The organism is Exiguobacterium sp. KJ 601 (genome assembly GCF_027161185.1).
GTDB classification, from domain to species: Bacteria; Bacillota; Bacilli; order Exiguobacteriales; family Exiguobacteriaceae; genus Exiguobacterium; species Exiguobacterium profundum.
Window position 1 is genome coordinate 249,208 of record NZ_JADHZG010000002.1, and the last position, 20,566, is coordinate 269,773.

General features: G+C 50.0%; 24 protein-coding genes and 1 riboswitch. Of the genes, 14 read left to right on the forward strand and 10 right to left on the reverse strand.

Going from position 1 to position 20,566, the window contains the following annotated elements:
- Positions 1-42: 42 nt before the first annotated feature.
- Complete coding sequence (locus tag IRJ25_RS11655) at positions 43-651, reverse strand: NAD(P)-dependent oxidoreductase (protein ID WP_074034983.1); 609 nt, start codon at positions 649-651, stop codon at positions 43-45.
- A 126-nt stretch (positions 652-777) separates the two neighbouring features.
- Positions 778-879: riboswitch (purine riboswitch) on the forward strand.
- 76 nt (positions 880-955) lie between these two features.
- Here IRJ25_RS11655 and IRJ25_RS11660 point away from each other — a divergent pair.
- Genes IRJ25_RS11660 through IRJ25_RS11675 form a run of 4 tightly spaced genes read left to right on the forward strand, consistent with a single transcriptional unit; the run spans position 956 to position 3,909 of the window.
- Positions 956-1,537 (forward strand): xanthine phosphoribosyltransferase, encoded by a 582-nt coding sequence (locus IRJ25_RS11660; RefSeq protein ID WP_074034982.1) that lies wholly within the window; start codon positions 956-958, stop codon positions 1,535-1,537.
- Positions 1,534-2,838: a nucleobase:cation symporter-2 family protein gene (locus IRJ25_RS11665; RefSeq protein WP_269318335.1), complete on the forward strand. Its 1,305-nt coding sequence runs from the start codon at positions 1,534-1,536 to the stop codon at positions 2,836-2,838. Before IRJ25_RS11660 ends, IRJ25_RS11665 begins: the two co-directional genes overlap by 4 nt.
- A 34-nt stretch (positions 2,839-2,872) precedes the next feature.
- Positions 2,873-3,520 (forward strand): NAD(P)H-binding protein, encoded by a 648-nt coding sequence (locus IRJ25_RS11670; RefSeq protein ID WP_078146102.1) that lies wholly within the window; start codon positions 2,873-2,875, stop codon positions 3,518-3,520.
- Positions 3,517-3,909, forward strand: coding sequence for an RDD family protein (locus IRJ25_RS11675; RefSeq protein ID WP_269318336.1), 393 nt, complete (start codon positions 3,517-3,519; stop codon positions 3,907-3,909). Before IRJ25_RS11670 ends, IRJ25_RS11675 begins: the two co-directional genes overlap by 4 nt.
- A gap of 21 nt (positions 3,910-3,930) precedes the next feature.
- On the opposite strand, the gene IRJ25_RS11680 is transcribed toward IRJ25_RS11675, so the two are convergent.
- On the reverse strand, positions 3,931-5,196 hold the full coding sequence (locus tag IRJ25_RS11680) for a purine/pyrimidine permease (RefSeq protein WP_214691322.1): 1,266 nt from the start codon (positions 5,194-5,196) through the stop codon (positions 3,931-3,933).
- A 73-nt stretch (positions 5,197-5,269) separates the two neighbouring features.
- Between IRJ25_RS11680 and IRJ25_RS11685 the strand changes: the two genes are divergently transcribed.
- Entirely contained in the window at positions 5,270-5,974 is a 705-nt protein-coding gene (locus tag IRJ25_RS11685; protein ID WP_269318337.1) for an alpha/beta hydrolase, read from the forward strand.
- A 34-nt stretch (positions 5,975-6,008) separates the two neighbouring features.
- On the opposite strand, the gene IRJ25_RS11690 is transcribed toward IRJ25_RS11685, so the two are convergent.
- The 3 genes from IRJ25_RS11690 to IRJ25_RS11700 all read right to left on the reverse strand — a co-directional run bounded on the left by IRJ25_RS11690 (position 6,009) and on the right by IRJ25_RS11700 (position 9,776).
- A complete protein-coding gene (locus IRJ25_RS11690; protein WP_269318338.1) occupies positions 6,009-7,187 on the reverse strand; it encodes an MFS transporter in 1,179 nt (392 codons plus the stop codon).
- A 117-nt stretch (positions 7,188-7,304) separates the two neighbouring features.
- Positions 7,305-8,096: an endonuclease/exonuclease/phosphatase family protein gene (locus IRJ25_RS11695; RefSeq protein ID WP_269318339.1), complete on the reverse strand. Its 792-nt coding sequence runs from the start codon at positions 8,094-8,096 to the stop codon at positions 7,305-7,307.
- A 51-nt stretch (positions 8,097-8,147) separates the two neighbouring features.
- A complete protein-coding gene (locus IRJ25_RS11700) occupies positions 8,148-9,776 on the reverse strand; it encodes a PTS transporter subunit IIBC (protein ID WP_078146107.1) in 1,629 nt (542 codons plus the stop codon).
- 221 nt (positions 9,777-9,997) lie between these two features.
- On the opposite strand from IRJ25_RS11700, the gene IRJ25_RS11705 reads away from it, so the two are divergent.
- The 3 genes from IRJ25_RS11705 to IRJ25_RS11715 all read left to right on the forward strand — a co-directional run bounded on the left by IRJ25_RS11705 (position 9,998) and on the right by IRJ25_RS11715 (position 11,859).
- Positions 9,998-10,762 carry a TrmH family RNA methyltransferase gene (locus IRJ25_RS11705; RefSeq protein ID WP_214685110.1) on the forward strand — a complete coding sequence of 255 codons (765 nt, stop codon included), beginning with the start codon at positions 9,998-10,000 and terminating at the stop codon, positions 10,760-10,762.
- 58 nt (positions 10,763-10,820) lie between these two features.
- On the forward strand, positions 10,821-11,279 hold the full coding sequence (locus tag IRJ25_RS11710; RefSeq protein ID WP_237708235.1) for a GNAT family N-acetyltransferase: 459 nt from the start codon (positions 10,821-10,823) through the stop codon (positions 11,277-11,279).
- Positions 11,280-11,367: 88 nt separating this feature from the next.
- Positions 11,368-11,859, forward strand: a complete 492-nt coding sequence (locus tag IRJ25_RS11715; RefSeq protein WP_269318340.1) for a hypothetical protein — start codon at positions 11,368-11,370, stop codon at positions 11,857-11,859.
- A gap of 26 nt (positions 11,860-11,885) precedes the next feature.
- Here IRJ25_RS11715 and IRJ25_RS11720 read toward each other — a convergent pair whose 3' ends face one another.
- The gene (locus IRJ25_RS11720; RefSeq protein WP_269318341.1) at positions 11,886-12,383 is read right to left on the reverse strand and encodes a hypothetical protein; all 498 of its coding nucleotides are present in this window, start codon (positions 12,381-12,383) and stop codon (positions 11,886-11,888) included.
- Between the two features lie 110 nt (positions 12,384-12,493).
- Between IRJ25_RS11720 and IRJ25_RS11725 the strand changes: the two genes are divergently transcribed.
- The gene (locus tag IRJ25_RS11725; protein WP_214813601.1) at positions 12,494-13,150 is read left to right on the forward strand and encodes a TVP38/TMEM64 family protein; all 657 of its coding nucleotides are present in this window, start codon (positions 12,494-12,496) and stop codon (positions 13,148-13,150) included.
- A gap of 30 nt (positions 13,151-13,180) precedes the next feature.
- Here IRJ25_RS11725 and queF read toward each other — a convergent pair whose 3' ends face one another.
- From queF to queC, 4 genes are read right to left on the reverse strand one after another with little or no spacing between them, the layout of a single operon-like run.
- Positions 13,181-13,669, reverse strand: coding sequence for a preQ(1) synthase (gene queF / locus IRJ25_RS11730; RefSeq protein ID WP_015880473.1), 489 nt, complete (start codon positions 13,667-13,669; stop codon positions 13,181-13,183).
- 11 nt (positions 13,670-13,680) lie between these two features.
- On the reverse strand, positions 13,681-14,391 hold the full coding sequence (gene queE, locus IRJ25_RS11735) for a 7-carboxy-7-deazaguanine synthase QueE (protein WP_159563338.1): 711 nt from the start codon (positions 14,389-14,391) through the stop codon (positions 13,681-13,683).
- Positions 14,373-14,831 carry a 6-carboxytetrahydropterin synthase QueD gene (gene queD / locus IRJ25_RS11740; protein WP_015880475.1) on the reverse strand — a complete coding sequence of 153 codons (459 nt, stop codon included), beginning with the start codon at positions 14,829-14,831 and terminating at the stop codon, positions 14,373-14,375. The genes queE and queD overlap by 19 nt, the downstream gene beginning before the upstream one ends.
- The gene (gene queC, locus IRJ25_RS11745; RefSeq protein WP_015880476.1) at positions 14,828-15,472 is read right to left on the reverse strand and encodes a 7-cyano-7-deazaguanine synthase QueC; all 645 of its coding nucleotides are present in this window, start codon (positions 15,470-15,472) and stop codon (positions 14,828-14,830) included. Before queC ends, queD begins: the two co-directional genes overlap by 4 nt.
- A gap of 217 nt (positions 15,473-15,689) precedes the next feature.
- Between queC and nhaC the strand changes: the two genes are divergently transcribed.
- The 5 genes from nhaC to IRJ25_RS11770 all read left to right on the forward strand — a co-directional run bounded on the left by nhaC (position 15,690) and on the right by IRJ25_RS11770 (position 20,515).
- The gene (nhaC, locus tag IRJ25_RS11750) at positions 15,690-17,066 is read left to right on the forward strand and encodes a Na+/H+ antiporter NhaC (RefSeq protein WP_214685118.1); all 1,377 of its coding nucleotides are present in this window, start codon (positions 15,690-15,692) and stop codon (positions 17,064-17,066) included.
- An 84-nt stretch (positions 17,067-17,150) separates the two neighbouring features.
- The gene (locus IRJ25_RS11755; RefSeq protein WP_078146117.1) at positions 17,151-17,735 is read left to right on the forward strand and encodes a DNA-3-methyladenine glycosylase; all 585 of its coding nucleotides are present in this window, start codon (positions 17,151-17,153) and stop codon (positions 17,733-17,735) included.
- 82 nt (positions 17,736-17,817) lie between these two features.
- The gene (locus IRJ25_RS11760) at positions 17,818-18,330 is read left to right on the forward strand and encodes a type 1 glutamine amidotransferase domain-containing protein (RefSeq protein ID WP_269318342.1); all 513 of its coding nucleotides are present in this window, start codon (positions 17,818-17,820) and stop codon (positions 18,328-18,330) included.
- 165 nt (positions 18,331-18,495) lie between these two features.
- A complete protein-coding gene (locus IRJ25_RS11765; protein ID WP_269318343.1) occupies positions 18,496-19,566 on the forward strand; it encodes an MFS transporter in 1,071 nt (356 codons plus the stop codon).
- Between the two features lie 115 nt (positions 19,567-19,681).
- The gene (locus IRJ25_RS11770; RefSeq protein ID WP_269318344.1) at positions 19,682-20,515 is read left to right on the forward strand and encodes an undecaprenyl-diphosphate phosphatase; all 834 of its coding nucleotides are present in this window, start codon (positions 19,682-19,684) and stop codon (positions 20,513-20,515) included.
- Positions 20,516-20,566: the final 51 nt, after the last annotated feature.

Below are 20,566 nucleotides of genomic sequence, written 5' to 3' on the forward strand. Positions count from 1 at the left end.
TCAAAGTAAACTACCCGATATTGTAGCATGAATTGAATCAAATTAGTACGCCAGTCCGACCGACTCTCGTACGTGTTCCTGTTCTTCAATCGTATGAAGCATGAACTGGGCGACGTCTGCCCGTGAGATGTGCTTCCCGTTCTCTGGCACTTCATCGATGGCCGTGCGATATGTCGAGGTGCGAGGACCGTCCGTCAATTGCATCGGTCGTACAATCGTATAATCGAATGACGAATTTCGCCATAAGTCCACGGCTGCCCGATGATCACGGAGCGGTTTCCGGAGCATGAACGTAATGGCTTTCCCTGCAAGGCCCGGAATCTCATTGTCGATTCCCGCTGAAGCGAGATAGATGATACGTGAAACATTGTTTGCCTTCATCGCAGGGACAAGCTTGTCCGTGACACTCGCTAAAAAGTCTGGGTCGCTCAAATCCGTTCCGAGACAACTGACGACCGCATCGTGACCATGCATCGCTTCCGTCAATGCGTCGACATCATATAAGTCGCCTTCAATGATTTCGAGTTGTGGCGTCCGGATCAACTTTTTCTGTTCACGGACGAACGCGGTGACATCATGACCGTGCTCGATGGCTTGATCGATGAATTGATGTCCGGTCCGACCGGTTGCGCCTAATACGAATAACTTCATAAGGGCAAGGCTCCTCTCTCATATCCAATATCTACAGTATACAGCAGTTTCAGAAAAATCGAACATTTCACCGTTTGATTCCAACCTATTGCATTTCTCGTCAGCTCGTCTACAATAAGGTCTATCTTATATAAATAGATTCGCACTCGTATATCAGCGGAAATATGGTCCGCAAGTCTCTACCGAACTACCGTAAATGGTTCGACTACGGGTGGCGCTTGTCGTATGCTATCGTTGATTTCCATGCGGTTCGTTGCCTCCCGATGAGGGGTGACGAATCGCATTTTTTATTGGAGGGAAAACAATGAAGCAGTTAGAAGACAAAATCCGTGAAGAAGGTCGGGCCCTTTCCGACCAAGTGTTGAAAGTCGACGCTTTCTTGAATCATCAGGTCGACCCGGTACTCATGAAAGGCATCGGTAAAGAATTCGCAGAACGTTTCAAAGACGCTCAAATAGACCGCATCGTCACACTGGAATCGAGTGGGATTGCGCCGGCGATGATGACGGCGCTTGAGATGGGCATCCCGTTCGTATTCGCGCGTAAACGAAAATCGCTGACACTCCAAGACGACCTCGTGGAAGCGGACGTTTATTCGTTCACAAAACAAGAGACGAACCGCATCAGCTTGAGCCGACGCTTCGTCTTACCAGGCGAACGTGTTCTTGTCATCGATGACTTCCTCGCGAATGGGGAAGCGGCACTCGGACTGACACAACTCGTAGAAGCGGCAGGTGCAGAGGTCGCGGGCGTTGGGATTGTCATCGAAAAGTCATTCCAACCAGGGCGCGATAAATTGATCGAGCGTGGCTATCGCGTCGAATCGTTGGCACGCATTGCGAAATTAGAGAAAGACCATATCTCGTTCGTGGAGGTCGTTCGATGAATACGTTCAAGACAGCTAGTCTAGGATTCCAGCATCTACTCGCGATGTACACGGGAGCGGCAATCGTTCCGCTCATCGTCGGGGGTGCCATCGGGCTTGGTCCAACCGAACTCGCCTATCTCGTCGCAATTGATTTATTCATGTGTGGTGTGGCGACGTTATTACAAGTATGGACGACACGCTTTACGGGTGTCGGATTGCCGGTCGTCCTCGGATGCACGTTCACGGCGGTCGGTCCGATGATCGCCATCGGAAGCGCGAACGGGATCACTGCCATTTATGGCGCGTTGATTGCGAGCGGTCTCATTGTCATCCTCATTTCTGGATTTGTCGGGAAACTTGCGCGCTTCTTCCCGCCGGTCGTGCTCGGTTCGGTCGTGACGATCATCGGTCTCTCGCTGATTCCGGTCGCCGTCAATGACATCGGTGGCGGGATGCCAAGTGAACCAGGGTTCGCATCGATGCAGAATCTCGGATTAGGTGGTTTAACGATTCTACTCATTCTCGTCTTGAACCGTGTCGGGACCGTCTTCACGCGTGCTGCTGCCGTCCTCTTTGCCGTATTGGTTGGAACAGGGGTAGCCGCTTCGCTCGGTCTCGTCGATTTCAGTCCTGTTCGTGAAGCAGGATGGTTCCAAATGGTCCAGCCGTTCTACTTCGGGATGCCGACATTTGACGTGTCTGCCATCCTCGTCATGACGCTCGTCGCCATCATCTCGATGATTGAATCGACAGGGGTGTTCTTGGCGCTCAGCGATATCACGAAACAACCAATCGGTGCGAAAGAATTGACGAAAGGGTATCGTGCGGAAGGCGTCGCAACGATTCTCGGAGGGATTTTCAACAGTTTCCCGTACACGACGTTCAGTCAAAACGTTGGACTCGTTCAATTGTCAGGTGTGAAATCGCGTCGCGTCATCTTTTGGACAGGCGGATTGCTCATCTTGCTCGGCTTCCTTCCGAAAGTCGCTACGTTCACGACATTGATTCCAAAACCTGTGCTTGGGGGAGCGATGCTCGTCATGTTCGGAACAGTCGCCGCTTCTGGAATTCGGATTCTGAGCCAGGTCGACTTTTCGAAAAACGAGAATTTGATCACCATTGCCCTCTCAATCGGTGTTGGGCTCGGTATTACCGCCAATCCAGCCATCGTCGCAAACATGCCGGAGTGGCTGCAGTTGTTCACGGATAGTGCTATCGTGGCAGGCTCATTCACGGCGCTCGCATTGAACGGATTTTTCCGTATGATGGACCGATTCCGTCCCGGGACAATCATTGCCGAGGAACGGCAAGTCAGCTAGACTGAAGGAAATAGTAGTCTAGGAGGAGTCACGAATGGGGAAAACTGCACTTGTCGTAGGCGCGACCGGCTTGATTGGTCGCGAATTGGTTGAACAGTTGTTAGAGAGTGACCGTTATGATGCGGTCTGGATCGTTGTCCGTCGCTCGAAGCGTTGGAGTCATCCGAAGTTACATGAGATCGTCGGTTTCGAGGAGATGGATTCATCCCTTCCACAGATCGACGACGTGTACTGTGCGCTCGGCACAACGATTGCGGTAGCTGGCTCGCAAGAAGCGTTCAAACAAGTTGATTTAGAATTACCACTTGAAGTCGCCCGTGTCGCCAAGGCACACGGTGCGACGCGCTATGCGGTCGTATCGGCACAAGGCGCATCATTGCGTTCGACTTTCTTTTACAACCGTGTGAAAGGGGAGCTTGAGAACGCGTTACGTATTTTCAACTTCCATCACTTGATTATCGCCCGTCCTTCTCTGTTACTCGGAGAGCGTGATTCATTCCGCTTCGGGGAGAAGGCGGCCGAGGTCATCAGTCGACCGTTCCAGTCAATCTTGCTTGAGAAGACACCGGAAGTCGCACCGATTCAAGCGTTGCATGTCGCTCGTGCCTTGATTATGGCGTCTGAAGAAGGCGAAGGAATCGAAGTGTTGACGTCAGGGATGATGCAGAGGATGAGCCGATGAATCCATTGACAAAAAAGCGAACCAAAGCAGTCATGATTGACAGTGTCATTGCAGGTCTCGTCAGCGTTGGCGTGGAACAGCTCGTGCGAAAGAAAGTTAAGAACGAGTTTGTGCATGCGGTCATCACACCGACACTACTGACATATGCCATGGAAGCCTGGCAAATGAGTCGAGGTGGACAAACAATCGGTTATAAACTGATGGGACTTGAATTGAAAAACGATGACGAAACGCCTGTCACGGCAAAACAAGCGCTACAACGCGCCCTGCATCGTGATACTTCGTCAGTCGTTCGTTATTGGAAAGACCGTGCGCATTTCGAACAAGAAGAAGGCGCTGTTTTACCGCACGATGCCCGTTACCATATGCATGTACGTGAAAAGAACTGACCGATATGGCCAGTTCTTTTTTCAATCCTTGATTTTACTTAAGATGGCAGTTGTTAAGGCGACAATCGTCCCGAGGACGAGTCCGTTAGAGAAGACGGTCGCAAGAAGCGGTGGTAACTCATTCATTGATCCGGGTGGCAGAAGCATCGCCCCGGCACCGATGACGAGCGGGAGTCCGACCGTGAGAGATGCGGTGGACTGCTTCAATTCAAAGGCCGCCTCATTGATTCCGATGATGATCATCGTTGCAATGAGCGGTGTCACGATTGCATAACCGACAGCGGCCGGGATGCTCGCAATCAACGAGACGAATGGACCGATGAGTGCTAACGACATCATGAGGGCGTGGGCAATCAAATGCGGGGTACGCTGGACGCTCTCCGTCGAAGAGAGAAAACCAGCTGTCCCGGAGATGGCGACAGGACCCGGTGTGCCGAACAGACCAGCCACGATTTGACTGACGCCACTGGCGACACCTGATGCAGGAACGTTTCCTTTGATTTCTCGTTTTTCGCGAGAACTGACGATGCGCTCAATCAACTTGATGTTCGCAAGGACGTTCGTCATGAGAAGTAGGGTGATGACGAAAGCCGTCGGCAACAAGTTCCAATCCCACACCCAATTTCCGAACGGAAGAAGCTCCGGTACGAGGAAGAAAGATTCCGAACGAACGATTGGATTTCCAAGGTCGAGTAAATGGAACAAGCCGAACCCGACGAATAGCGTCATGACGAGTCCATATTGTTTAAAGCGACTTTGCTCGAGCGTGAGTGCGAACAAGACGAGACCTGCCGTCGCCACTGCCTGAACGACGTTGATTCCGTCTTCCGTCACCCCAAAGCCACCTTTAATGACGGCCCCTGATAATTGAAGGACGAGCAAAATCATATAGACGCCGAGCACTTGCGGTGTAAACAGGGCGAGCATGCGTCTTAAGATACCAGTGACGGTCAACAACACACCAAGGATTCCACTCAAAAACAGCATGAATCCGAGTGCTTGCAAGGTCTCTTGCTGACTTCCGTATAGAGCGGGACCGATGGAAGCGTATAAAGTGAAGACACCCCACCAAATGCCGGCAGGTCCTTCGAGTATCGGGAGGCGATGGCCGAGCAACGTTTGGATGATGCTGAAGAGTGCGAAGATGAAGAGTGAGCGGGAGATGAAGGTCATCGTCTCATCTGGCGACAGTTCAAACAAGGCGGCGATGGAGAGTGGTGGTACAATATTTGTAGCTAAAATAAAAATAAACCACTGAATCGTCGTGGTTACATTACTTCTGGTCATGGTGTCCCCCTGATCATGCTTTTTCTTATTAGTGTAACGTTATGATGAAGTGGATGCAAATGGAGGCTATATAATGAAGAAATTCTTCAAGTGGACCGCACTCTCAATCGTAGGATTGCTAATCATCGCGGTAGCAGGCTTTTTAATTTGGACGCAGTTCACGTACGAACCGACCGATGAAGCGACACGGTATACCGAAGAGGGGAAAGTGGTCGACAACCGTCTCGAGTTTGGAGATCCGACGAGTGAGGTCGGAATCATTCTTTATCCAGGGGCGAAAGTGGAGAAAGAGGCGTATGCGTATTATGGAACACGTTTAGCCGAGGAAGGGTATTTCGTCGCCATTCCGTCGCTTCGACTCAACTTAGGCATTTTAGATATCGACGCAGCCGATCCAATCATCGAGGCACATCCGGAGATTGAACGCTGGATCGTAGCCGGTCATTCACTCGGAGGTTCGGCGGCGTCGGGTTACGCGCTTGAGCATCAAGAGTCGGTAGAAGGTGTCATTTTCCTCGCATCATATCCGATCAGCTCGATGGTCGATAGTGACTTACGCGTGCTATCCATCTCGGGTGAGTTGGATGGATTGGCTGTCCCGGAAGACATCGAGGCGAGCCGAAGCGACCTACCTGCCGATAGTCAATTCGTACAAATCGAAGGCGGGAATCATGCCAACTTCGGAATGTATGGTCCACAAAAAGGCGATCAGGAAAGTCCGCTCACATCGAAAGAACAACTCGACGAAGTCCTATCAGCAATTCTCGAATGGTTATAAAAAACGTGCGCACCTTCATCGAGGTGCGCACGTTTTAGCGTTGATCGAGTGAATAACTGACTGCGGTCAACCCGGCTGTGACGAGGGCGACCAAACCACCGACGAGCGCGAGCGTCATGATAGGGCTCGTCGCGTAGACGACACCACCAAGAGCGGAACCAAGTCCGATTCCGACGTTACTCGCCACAGGCATAAGTGATGAGGCGAGACCTTTGGCGTTCGGATTGAACTTCTCCGCCAAATCGATCAAATAAATCTGAGTCGATGTCGTCAATAAAATCGCCATGAACGACATGAGGGCGATATTGAGGAGACCGAGCGTCACATTCGACGTCGTCACGAATAACGCGGCCAGGACGAACGCCTGGACGAGAAAGACGAACCGTAAGCGTCCGATCGGATTGTGACTGGCGATCTTTCCGGCAGCGATATTACTGAAGATCGAGATGAATCCGTAGGCGAATAAAATCGGACTGACCCAAGCGGCCGGGACGCCGAGGACATCTTTTAAAATCGGCACGAGATACGTATATATGACATACGTCGCCCCGAAACCGAACGCCGGAATCAAGAAGGCGATCAAGATACGCGGATTCGTCAGGAGTGCCATTTGTTCACGGAGTGATGCTTTTTCTTGAGACAATTGATTCGGCAAGACACGATAAATGGCAATCCAGGCGACTGCACCAAACAGAGTCGTCAACCAAAACGTGGACTCCCATCCTGCCTGTTGTCCGATGAACGTTCCGATCGGAACCCCGAACACGTTCGCCATTGTGAATCCACCGAAAATAAAGGACACGGCCACACCCCGTTTTGCCGGAGGGACGCTCTCGCTAGCAACGAGCATGGCAAGCGAAATTAAGACACCTGTGACGACAGCCGTCAGCATTCGCAAGACGAGTAACCACTCATACATGGGAGCGAGACTGCTTAATAAGTTCAGGACGGTGAAGAGAATCGTCAAGCCGAGCATCAATTTACGTTTTGGAAGATGGCTCGTCAAGGACATCGTGATTGGCGTGCCGACGGCAAAGCTGATAGCGAATGCCGATACGAGACTTCCTGCTGTCGCGATGGAAATGGATAGACCGCTTGCGATATCAGGCAAAATGCCGACGATGACAAATTCACTCGTTCCGAGAACGAAGGTTAATAAGGATAGGGATAAAACTAAAGTCCAGTCGCTTCGACTGAGCGAGCTTGTCTTCATGTTCAAACACTTCTTTCTATTTCATTCATTAGTAGTTAGACATCAGTCTTTTATCACGTTACAAGATTTTCCCCAAAAGAAAAACCCTTTTCTCCCAAGTCGGAAGAAAAAGGTGAATCAGCGCCAAAATACAGTGGCTTCGACACCGGCGTGGTCGGAGACGACGGGGCCGTTCTCCCCATCGAAGACGACGGCATGACGGGAGACGTGAATGGGTGCGTTCGTCAACATCAAGTCGATGCGTAGCGATTTTTTGTTTTCGTCCCACCCGGCGATTTTTCCTTGTACCGTCGCATCGCCTTCACGTTCCGTTGCGAGGTGGAACAAGTCTTGAAGTCCATTCTCCATCAAGTAATCGTATCCTTCGCCTCGAATGAAGGCATCGTTGTTGAAATCACCGAGTAGGAGCGCATGGTCGTCATGCTCCACGCGACGGAGAAGTTCGTCGAGTTGATACTTCACTGGCTCATCTTCATCATGCCACCATCCGAGGTGACACGAGTAGACGGTCGTCGGCGTTTCAGGACCTTCAATCACGGCTTTGACAATTTTACGGGACTTGTAATTGTCAGGGTCCGTCGTCTTGGATACGAAGAACGACTCGGTCGATAGAAACGGTGTCCGTGATAAGATGGCGACGCCTTCCTCGTAAATATCATATCCGTAATGGGCAAAGTCCCATGTCATGTGATAGTGAAGATCTAACTCTTTCAGGCGCTCGACGAGGACGTGTGCGAAGTTGTTTTCACGGATGTTCTTATAGATGAGTGGGGCCTCTTTATGTTGATTGACTTCTTGGAGCGCGATGAAGTCATACTCTTCGCTTGCGATACGTTCGACAATCGCGTCGATTTTCTCTTGTTGGCGGTCTTCTAACCAGGCATGACAATTGAGCGTAAAAATATTCACGATAGTCCTCCTTTAGAAAAAGGCCAACTCTCGAGTGAGTTGGCCAGTAGATTATGCACCGATGACGTCTTGAATGTCTGATTTCAATACGTCGGCTTTCGGGCCATAGATGGCTTGGACTCCACGATCTTTCACGATAAGACCCATGGCGCCATTTTTCTTCCATTCTTGTTCATCAGAGACGAGTGTAACGTCTTTCACGGTCACACGAAGACGCGTCATACATGCGTCGACATCCTCAATGTTTTCTTCCCCACCGAGAAGTGCGATAATCCCCATGACTTGTTCGTTACCTGTAACGGATGATTTTTCTGTTGTTTCTTCCATGTAGTTCCCGTTACGTCCAGGTGTCGGCAAGTTCATCTTCTTGATGAAGAAGTTGAAGACACCAAAGTTGAGGAAGAAGAACACGACAGAGACGAGCACGAAATTGATCAAGTCTTGAAGAAGTCCTGCTTTGACGATCATCGGAATGCGCGTCAAGAGTTCGATTGCACCGAAAGCGTGGACGCGTAGGTCGATGATATCTGCCAATGCGAAGGCAGCGCCGGCCATGAGCGCGTACACCACATAAAGGACTGGTGCGACGAACATGAACATGAATTCGATCGGTTCTGTGACACCTGTCAAGAAGACAGCGAGTCCGGCTGATAAGAACATCGGCTTGTATTGTGCCTTCTTATCCGCGTCGACGTTGCGGTACATCGCATACGCGGCACCAATCAATGCAGCGAATGACAAGATGACTTGACCGACTTTGAAGCGTGCTGGAACGACATCAGCGAGAAGCGTGTTGTATGCGGCCGTATCACCAGCAGCACGCAAGTTGACGAGGTCTGTTACCCATGCCAACCAGAGTGGGTCTTGACCGGCAACGACCGATCCAGCTGTCGCACCTGTTAAAATTGTGTATGTTCCACCGAGCTCTGTGTAGTTCATTGGTACTGTGAGCATGTGGTGTAAACCGAACGGTAAGAGGAGACGTTCGAGTGCACCATAAATGAACGGAGCGAGGACTGGCGCCGTGTTACGTGATGTGGCAATCCATTCACCAAAGCTGTTGAGCGCACCTTGGATGGTTGGCCATACAATCGATAGAACGAGGGCAGCAACGACTGAACCAAGGATAACGACGAATGGTACGAAGCGCTTCCCGTTGAAGAACGAGAGAGCGTTCGGCAACTTGTTGAAGTTGTAGAAACGGTTATATAGTGCACCACCGAGGAAACCGGCGATAATCCCGACGAACACACCCATGTTGAGGGCAGGTGAGCCGAGTACAGATGTGAAGTAATCAGCGACGACAAGGTTCGCACCGAAGAGTGACTCGATTGTCGCTTCTGGATCTTGAAGCATGTCACTGTTGACACCGAAGATGGCACCTGTGACACGGTTGATCAAGATGAAGGCGAGAAGTGCTGCGAATGCACCGCCGGCACGATCTTTTGCCCACGAACCACCAATCGCGACTGCGAAGAGGATATGTAAGTTGACGATGATGCCCCAACCTAAATCTTCAATGATACGAGCTGTTGTTAATAAGATACCGACATCTCCGGCTGACATTCCAATCAATTTACCGATGGAAATCATCAAGCCGGCAGCTGGCATAACGGCGATGACGACCATCAAGGCCTTACCGAGTTTTTGCCAGAAATCGAATGAGATCAATTGTTTCATGCTATACGCTTCCTTCCTATGAGGGAGTTTTATCTATTTTTGTGTCTACCAATAGTGCAATCGCTTGCATAAATAATTGTAATCGATTGCATAAATTCGTGCAACCGTTTTCGCTATTTTCATTTGTTTTCATTTCCGAAGTGAGAATAGCAGATGTGAGGCGAACTTGTCAGTCGAATCGAATCTAGCTACAATATGATAGGTTGAAGGGAGCGAGAAAGATGGGTTGGAGACAGACAACATCTGCTTTGACGAAAGACGAGCAGATTGAATTAAAAGAAGAGTTGTTGCGGAAGGGTGTATTGCAGGAAGACGATCTTCCTCTATATGAGATGCTCATGCCAGATCGAATCAAACGGATGTATGAAGTATTGAATACACGAACGAACCATATCACGATTTTGACGGAAGGTGTGGACGATCCGCACAATCAATCTGCCGTATTGCGTTCGGCCGATGCGTTCGGGGTGCAGACGTTACACGTCGTCGAAGGGCGTGCGAAGTTCAAACCGAACTCGATTATCGCCAAGAGTGCCGACCGTTGGGTGGACGTCGTCGAGCATGGCTCCATCGAAGAGGCGATTGACGCTTTAAAAGAAGACGGTTATCAAGTATATGCGACGGCATTGAGTGAGGAAGCAATTCCGCTCGAAGAGGTGGATGTGTCGAAGCCGACCGTTCTGCTATTCGGGAATGAACATAGTGGTGTCTCGGAAACAGCACTTCATAAGGCGGACGGGAACTTTGTTATTCCGATGCAAGGATACGTACAAAGTTTGAACATCTCCGTGGCGGCGGCGATTTCCTTGTACGATGTCACGACACGGTCACGACATATCGTGACGGATGGCTACGAGCTTCCGGTCGAAGACCAAGCGCGCATCTTCAAAGACTGGATGGTCAAGAGTTTGCCGAAGCGTACGCTCGGACTATATAAACAAAAAGGTGTCACAGCTTTTGAACGGGAGACAGGAAATTCAGAATGAACGGCGAAATGAACAGACGTACGGAATCTTTGTCCAGAAACTGAAAGGGGATGGCACGATGAGTACGACGAGTTCATTTATCGTAAAAGATGTGACGAACAACTTTAAAGATTTTGAAGAGGACTTTTTCCGACTATATCGCACGTTATATGGTGACCTCGATCAGCTGCGATTTAAAGAGCGCCTGTATCGACACGCCAATCCGTTAGTGCTCCTAGCCTTTTCGGAAGAGCAACTGGTCGGCTTTAAAATCGGTTATGAGGCGGAGCCTTATCGGTTTTATAGCTGGGCGGGCGGCGTACACCCGGACTTCCAAAAGCATGGCATCGGTCGCAAGCTGATGGACACGCAACTCGAATGGGTCGAAGCGCAAGGGTTCCATTCGATTCGGACGAAAGCACGCAATACGAACAAAGGGGTCATCATCTTGAATCTCCTTTGCGGATATGACATCATGGGCGCCTACACCGAAGATGGCGAGCCGCGCATCATGATGGAGAAACAACTGAACAGTTGAATCGATGCCGCGGTCGTGTGATCGCGGTTTTTTTGTTGAAACCGATTCGACTGAATGAACGTACATAAAGAAAAAGGGGGAATTTGAAATGATAATATTTGGATTTGGCGGGGATCCGTTCGATAGCTCGATAGGGGACTCATTCTTTAGCGGACTATTTGGTGTGTTTCCAATCATTTTCATGGTTGTGTTCGGTCTGATTATATTTGGATTTATCAAATCGGGAGTGAGCTACTCTAAAACATCAAATACATTGAAGGACTTACAACGCTTCGCCTCGCAGCTCGCCGATGACCCGGCCGACGATACGGCTGAGCGCTTAGCAGACTATTTACGGGGCATCGATTCCTTCTCGATTGAACGGACACGCATGGAGCCGTTCCGTGTCGCGCTCGGATGCTATCAATTGGTGATGGAGTCTGACGCTGTTCGCGAAGAGACGAAAGAGCGGGTCGATCGTCAATATAAGCGTCTCGGGATTTTAGACGGAGAAAAATTTGCCGATGAGGCACCACCACGTCGACGTTCTTCTTCATCGAGTCATCATGATATCCACCACCATCACCATGACCACATGTAAAAAAGCGAAGGGACTCCTTCGCTTTTTTACATGTATCGTGAAGCATCAAAGTCGATATTGGTCTGATAGCGGACGGCCTGAATGGCACTTTCGATTCGAATGGCACGCTTCTTAATATCGCGTGCTTTTAAACGATATAGTTCGGGGTCATATAAGGCGTGTTTGATCACGGCAACCCCATGCACATAGTCTTTCTTCGGACGAAGCGATAATTTCTCATAAAGTCGTGCCTGGACACGTAACTGAATGGCGAGCTCGATTGCCTCGACGAGCGGGAGTGGACCGTCATGCGTCTCAACGACGGCTTGGACGTTCGCCTCTTGAATGAGACGGTCGAGCTGACGTAAGTCTAGACGAATGTGTTCCAGTTCCATCTCGATGTCTTGAAGGGAACGGGACTGAATGGTCGGAATGGATTCATTCGCTTGAAGCGAGATGAACGCCACGTGCTCAATCTCTTCGGTCAATGTATCGATTTGCTCATGGAGCAACTGTTTCAATGTTAGGGCATCTGCAAGGTTCATATCGATTTCCTCCTTCTGCTTTTTCTAACCGTACCACATCGAGATGGCTGAAAAAAGGTGGATGACATCCTAGATTACGGGAATAAAAGCAAATAGAGAGGAGGAGGACGATGAAAAAGTGGAAGATACAATGGATGATTGCACTCGTCCTACTCCTGTTCGGGACGGCGACATTCCTTTATCAGTGGGTTGATGTAAGCCCAGGCGATATACGAGACTACATCATTCAATTCGGATGGTTGGCTCCGCTCATTTACATTTTATTGTTCACCGTTCGTCCGCTCATCTTGTTTCCCACGTCCGTCTTGTCGGTCGCCGGAGGATTGGCGTTTGGGATGTTACCGGGCGTCATCTATACCGTCATCGGGGCGACGTTGAGTGCGCTTGTTGCGTATTATGTGGCAATTTATTTCGGCGATCGTTTCCTGCATCACTTCGAATCAACGAATTACGAAGCCCTTCAGCATAAAATCGAAGAAGATGGTTTCTTTTACGTCCTCATCTTACGTCTCATCCCGCTCGTCAATTTCGATTTGGTCAGCTATGCTTCTGGTTTGGCAAAAGTAAACGTACTCGCCTATCTGTTTGCGACCGTCGTCGGTATGATTCCCGGAGCGTTTGCGAACAATTTTCTCGGGAGTAGTATCGCCAGTGGGGATTGGACGCTCATCGCCTTGGCATTTGGGATCATGCTCGTGTTGACGCTCGTTGCGACCGTGTTCCGCGAACCGATTAAGCGACAGATTCATCGCTATCAAAAAAAGTAGGCGACTCCAGATGGAGCGCCTACTTTTCAATTAACGGTTGTCAACCGTCTCTGGATACAGGTCATGGTTGAACAGACGATGCTCCGCCATTTTTTCGTACTTCGTACCCGGTTTTCCGTAGTTGTAGTACGGATCGATCGAGATACCGCCACGTGGTGTGAATTTCCCCCACACTTCGAGATAGCGCGGCTCCATCAACTTGACGAGATCTTTCCCGATGACATTGATGCAGTTCTCGTGGAAGTCACCGTGGTTACGGAAGCTGAACAAGTACAACTTCAACGACTTCGACTCGACGAGTTTCTCATCCGGGATGTACGAGATGTAGATGGTTGCGAAGTCCGGTTGGTTCGTGATCGGGCACAACGATGTAAATTCGGGTGCGTTGAATTTCACGAAGTAGTCGTTCTCAGGATGACGATTCGGGAACGCCTCAAGGACGTCAGGTGTGTATTCAAAAATATATGGGACGCTCTTCTGTCCGAGGAGCGAGAGGTCTTGTAAGTCTTCTGGTCTCATGTTCATTCTCCTTAGACGCCACGTTCGTTGGCGTACAGTAATGTGTGTAGTTGTGGTAGGACGCGGACGCTTTGCCATGACGGATCACGTGCAACGTCTTCCCATAGTTGTTTCAAACGACGGAGCTGGGCATCGGTGATGTCGCCGTCTGCACCGGGCTCCGGGTTACCAGCCGACAAATACATGACGTCCGGTGAGTAGCGCTGCTGCACTTCTTTCGCGTAGGCAAGGTCCACTTCATCAAAGACAGCAACTTTGAATGTCGTCTGCTCCGGGCGCAACCGTTCGACGATGGCGTCGAGTTGCTCCCAGTTGGTCTTCATACCAGACGATGGAGGTTTCGGACTGAGGGTCACGTCATCGATTTGTGTGAGCCAGTCTTGATAGCGGCTACCTTGCGTCTCGACAGCGAGTGTGACACCACGTTCTTTCAACTTCACAACGAGGTCTTCCATTGCCGCGATGAGGAGCGGATTGCCACCCGAGATGGTGACGTAATCGTACATACCCAGTGCGTCTAGGCGAGCGATGACCTCATCGGCTGTCAGCATGTCCGGTTTTTCTGAACCGTCCCACGTAAAGGCGGAATCGCACCACGAACAGCGATAATCGCAACCGGCGGTCCGGACGAACATCGTCTTTTGTCCGATGGCGCGTCCTTCTCCTTGAAAGGTCGGTCCGAACACTTCAAGAACAGGGATTTTCACGATTCCACCAACCATTCACGGCGGAACTCAGCGTAAGACGTTGGCGTTTCATACAGACGGACGAACTCGACACGGACGTCGCGTTCATTTGGCAAGTGTGTCGCCAGTTGTTCAAAAATCCAATAACACATGTTTTCTGCAGTTGTATTCATATAAGGGAGTGACTCGTTCAAATAGCGATGATCGAGATACGGCTCAAGCTCTTCTTTGAAGATCTTTTTCAAATCACCAAAGTCGAGCGTCATGCCGCGATTGTCGAGAAAGCCGCTGACACCCATCTGGAGCTTATACGTATGACCATGAAGGGCACGACATTTGCCGTCATAGTCAAAGAGATGGTGCGCTGCGTCGAACGTTACTTCTTTGACGATTTGAACGCGATGCGGACAGTAGATGAGCGATCCTTCTTGCTTTGATTCGACACTGGTCGGAGCGAGGAATGGAGCATGTTTCATACGCGCACCTCCTCGTAAGCTGTAAGTCCGTTTTGACGAAGCTTACACGCCGGACATTCTCCACAACCTGAACCGATGACACCGTTGTAGCAAGTAAGCGTGCGTTCTTTGACATAGTCAAAGGCACCGAGTTCGTCGGCGAGAGCCCACGTCTCTTTTTTATCGAGCCACATGAGCGGTGTGTCGATGACGAATGGATAATCCATCGCTAAATTGAGTGTCACATTGAGTGATTTGATGAATTGGTCTCGGCAATCCGGGTAACCTGAAAAGTCCGTTTCACATACACCGGTCACGATGTGATGCATACCGAGTTGTTTGGCCATGACGGCCGCAAATGATAAGAATAGATGGTTGCGTCCATCGACGAACGTATTTGGAACATCCGCATTGTCGATGTCGAGATCGTGTCTCGTGAGCGCGTTCGATGTGAGTTGTCCGAGTAGGGACAAGTCGAGGATGTGGTGTGGGACATCGAGCTCTGCCGCGATTTCTTTGGCGACCTCGATTTCCGCATCATGGCGTTGACCATATGCGAACGTCACCGCCTCCACATGAGAGAATTGTTGTTTTGCCCAAAACAGGCAAGTGGTTGAATCTTGGCCACCACTAAAGACGACCAATGCTTTTTCGTGTTGCATGAAGCACACTTCCTTTTCGCTAGTTTTGATGTCGGAGGAGGTTACGAACTCCGGAGGTCACCCTCAAGCATATAATTTATCATAAAAAGACGTTTGACAGGGAGAAAGGAAGCGAGTATAGTAAAAAACATCACTGACATGCTTTTGTGCATAAAAGCGTTTAAGCGGTTAGGCGAAATAATAAATCATAAAGATATAACGAAAGGAGGGGACGTCGATGCAGATGAAAGGAAAAGAAGCTGTATTCGTCGTGTTGATGAGCGGGATCACCTTGCTCGCACTGATGTTTTTGGCCAAAGCGACGCCACATATGGCGATTTTTGGCACAATGGTAATAGTAGGTGGATACGCGTATTATCGTTCACGCGACTTCAAACAGATTGAAACGGCGATGATCAACGGAATTCGTGAAGCGATCATGCCGGTGTTGATTTTGTTGTTGATCGGGATGCTCATCGGAGTATGGCAAATGTCCGGGACGGTCGCGACGATCCTCTCCATCGGTCTAAATACAATCTCTGCTGAATGGTTCTTGCCGAGTGTCTTATTGATCACGATGATCGTTTCGACATTCACAGGAAGCGCCTTTACAACCGTCGGAACGGTCGGTGTCGCCTTGTTCGGAATCGGAACGGCACTGGGCATCTCGCCAGCGCTCGCTGCAGGTGCCATCGTGTCGGGCGCCCTCTTCGGAGACAAGATGAGCCCGTTGTCGGATACGACGAACTTTGCGCCGGCAGTGGCGGGGGTCAAACTGTTCGACCACATTCGCTTCATGATGGGGACGACGATTCCAGCGTTCATCATCACGTTGATTTTATTCATGTTCCTCGGACGTAGCGGTCAAACTGCCGACACGGCACAAATCGCAGAGGCGCAAGCCGCGCTCAGCGGACGTTTCGACCTCTCATGGCTCACGTTGATTGCCCCTGTGCTCGTCGCAGTGCTTGCGTTCCGTCGGATGCCGGTCTTGCCGACGATGCTTGTTGGGATGTTCGCCGGTGTGTTGACGGCCGGTTTTGTTCAAGGCAACTGGAGCATCTCGAACTGGCTCGGTGTCATGCAGTCGGGCTTTAAGTCAGATGTCGAAAATGAATTGATTGCGAATGTACTCGATAAAGGTGGTCTTGAATCGATGCTCTGGTCGGTCAGTCTCGTCTTGATCGCCCTCGCGTTCGGTGGCTTATTACGTGAACTCGGTATCTTCCAAGCCATCGTTGAATCGTTGCTCGAGCGTTTGAAGTCACCAGGGAGCTCGGTCCTATCAGTTGTCCTCAGTTCAATCGGTGTCAACTTGCTCGCGGGAGAACAGTACTTGTCGATTCTCTTGCCGGGTCAGGCGTTCAAGCAAGGGTTTATCGATCGTGGGATCGACCCGCGCTACTTGTCACGGGCACTTGAAGATGGCGGGACCGTCATCAACCCGCTCATACCTTGGGGTGTCTCCGGAGCGTTCTTCGCAGCGACACTCGGCGTGCCTGTATTGGAATACGCACCATTTGCGTTCTTCCTCTGGCTCAGCCCGGTCTTCTCCATCATCTTGGGATACGTCCGATTGGGGAAGCAACGTGAATCGCTAAAAATCGCATCATAATATCGAGGTGTCCTGCCATGCAGGGCATCTTTTTTGTGTGCAACATATGACTTTTGAGAAAATAGGAGAAACGGAGGTGGAACCATGAAGCGACTCGATCTAGCATTTTATGAACAACCGACACTCGAATTGGCACGCGCCTTACTCGGTCAATATTTGGTGCGGCGACATCCAGAAGGTGACATCATCGCGAAGATTGTCGAGACAGAGGCTTACCTCGGTGCCATCGACCGGGCGGCGCATAGCTTCGGAGGGCGTCGAACGAAACGAACGGAAGTCATGTTCGGACAACCTGGGCATGTATACACGTATCAAATGCATACACATACGCTCCTGAACGTGGTCAGTGGTCCGGTTGGTACACCGGAAGCCGTGTTGATTCGAGCCGTCGAACCGATTCAAGGACATGAATGGATTGCTTCGAACCGTCCCGGAGTGAAGCGATATGACCAGACGAACGGACCAGGGAAGTTGACGAAAGCACTCGGAATCACAATGGATCTATACGGCCATTCCTTTCAACAAGACCCACTCTACATCGCGGAGGGTGAGGCAGGAGTAGTGATTGAGGCGGGTCCCCGTATCGGGATCCCGAACACGGGCGAGGCACGTGACTACCCGTATCGCTTCTTTGAACGCGACAATCCATACGTCTCGAAATTCCGTTGAATGCCACTTGAGATGTTTAAGTGATTCATGCCTGTGGAACAGTCCCTATGTGCATAAAACAAACAAAGGGAGTGTTTAGGATATGGCAAAAGTAGCAACGCTCATTACGGATATGTTTGAAGATGTAGAATTCACGGGTCCCCGTGACGCATTGGTGGAGGCGGGACATGATGTCGTGACGATCGAGAAGAAAGCGGGTAATACGGTAGAAGGGAAACAAGGGGAGGCGAAAGTGAACATCGACCAATCGATTGACGATGTATCGCCAGAAGATTTTGATGCCCTTCTCTTGCCGGGCGGATTCTCACCTGACTTGTTGCGTGAGGACGAGCGTTTCGTCTCGTTCGCCAAAGCCTTCATGGATGCGAAAAAGCCTGTCTTTGCCATCTGTCACGGACCACAGCTGTTGATTACGGCGAAGACGTTAGAAGGTCGTGACGCGACCGGCTACAAATCGATCAAAGTCGACATGGAGTATGCCGGAGCGAAATATGCGGACAAAGAAGTAGTCGTCTGCCAAAACCAGCTCGTGACGAGCCGTCAGCCGGATGATATTCCAGCATTCAATCGCGAGATGCTCAACTTATTGAAATAACACGTCGACCACGAGATTCGTCTCGTGGTTTTTTTGTGTATTCGGGAATAGACAAGTAAGGAGGAGATTTAAATGAAAAAACGAGCACGTTCACCGAGTTAAGTTCGTCGAAACATTGTTTGGTTAGGGTGGATTCGTTGGTTTGAAGGGCTGATTCCCGCATACGTGATTGAACGGTTGTTTTGGGAATCGCGAGGCATCACCATTCAAGAAGTCGTCTACTTGGAGATGATTTATGCGCTCATCATCGTCTTGTTCGAGGTGCCGACCGGCGTGTGGGCGGACCGAACGACACGGCGTCGGCTGATTCAGGCAGGTGTAGCCTTGGAGTGGTTATCGTTTTGGATCTTGTTATACTCGTTCACCTTCAGCGGATTTTTTGTCGCCATCAGCTGTTCGGCCGTTGGGTCGGTCATTCGAAGTGGGGCGGAGAATGCGCTGCTATACGAGTCCTTACAAGAAAGTCATGAAGCGTCGTCGTTCGAACGGGTTCATGGAAAACTGAACGCGATTGGGATTATGGCCGCTGTGACGGCGGCATGGAGTGGCAGTATGTTGGCTCAGTACCTTCCATTGGAGTGGAACTACAGACTTTCCATTCTCAGTTTATTGATGGCGACCGTGTGTAGCTTATTTCTCGTTGAACCCGTTCATGGCGAAGGAGAAGACCGATTGACGTGGCGGCACTTGTTGAAAGGATTTCAATTTGTGTGGTCGCACACATCCATTCGTAACGTCACCATCGGATTTTTGGCAGCCGTGTCCGCATTCAATTTCATCGATGAGTTCTGGCAACTGTATGCACGTGATGTATCCATCCCAATCTATTGGTTCGGTGCCATTTCAAGCGTCCTGCTTTTGATTCAGTTACCTGGTCAACTTTTTGCGGGGACGCTTATACGATTTGCGTCATCCAAGCGTTGGTTAAACGGGTTCGGTTGGTTAATGGGCGGTGGATTTCTCATCGTCGGGTTTTTCCCGAGTCCGATTGGAATCGGTGTGATGGGACTCCTAGCTCTATTGTATGGTGCGATGGAGCCACTCTATTTTGGGCTCTTGCATCATCAGGTGCCTTCCGATATCCGAGCGACGACCGAATCATCTGTCTCGATGCTATGGCATCTCGGTATCCTTGTGTTGGGGCTGGTCTTTATTGTAGGAACGACAGCGTCGCTATTTTTGGCGTTCATCTTAATCGGGCTTGTCGTTTGGTTCGTTCATGCGACTATCCGTTAATCTTTACAGACATGGGTCATAAGCCATGTCTGTTTTTACGTCTTAAGACGGACGAAAGATTGTGTCGAGAAGTGTATGATGAGAACAATCTTGATGAATCAATAGGAGAAACAATGTGGAATGGTATGAATTATTTGTAGGATTTTTATTAGGTGTCGTCGAGGGATTGACGGAATTTGCCCCGGTCTCGTCGACCGGTCATATGATTCTCGTGGACGGTCTCTGGTTGAATTCGAGTCAATTTTTAGGTCAGGAAGTAGCGAACACGTTTAAAATCGTCATTCAATTAGGGTCGATTTTAGCGGTCGTGGTCGTCTTTCGAGATCGGTTCAAAGCGTTACTGAATCCAAAGTCGCTCCTCACCTTAAGACAAAGCGGAACCACACGTCAGTTCAATCTCATACATATTTTGATCGGATTGCTGCCTGCTGGCGTCCTTGGTGTACTGTTTGAGGACTACATCGATACACATCTCTTCTCAGTTAAGACGGTGTTGATTGGGTTAGTCATTGGGGCATTCTTTATGATTGCCGCAGATTTATCCGGCGTGAAGCGTCAGACGACCGCTACGCTAGATGACATCACGTACAAGCAAGCACTTGGTGTCGGGTTGATTCAATGTTTCTCGCTATGGCCTGGGTTCTCTCGGTCCGGTTCAACGATTTCTGGAGGGGTTCTCCTCGGAATGAGTCACCGGGCAGCGGCAGATTTTACGTTCATCATGGCGGTACCGATCATGTTTGGAGCGAGTGCGTTGTCACTGTACAGCAAATGGACGTACTTCACGCTCGATGCGTTACCCGTGTTTGTCGTCGGTTTCGTCAGCGCGTTTTTGTTCGCACTTCTTTCGATCAAATTCTTTTTGAAGTTGATCAACAAAGTGAAATTGATGCCGTTTGCGGTCTATCGAATCGTATTGGCCATCGTGATTTACGTTCTTTACTTCTAAAAAAACACGTGCGAAGAGCACGTGTTTGAAACCAATGAATGGAATTGTTCG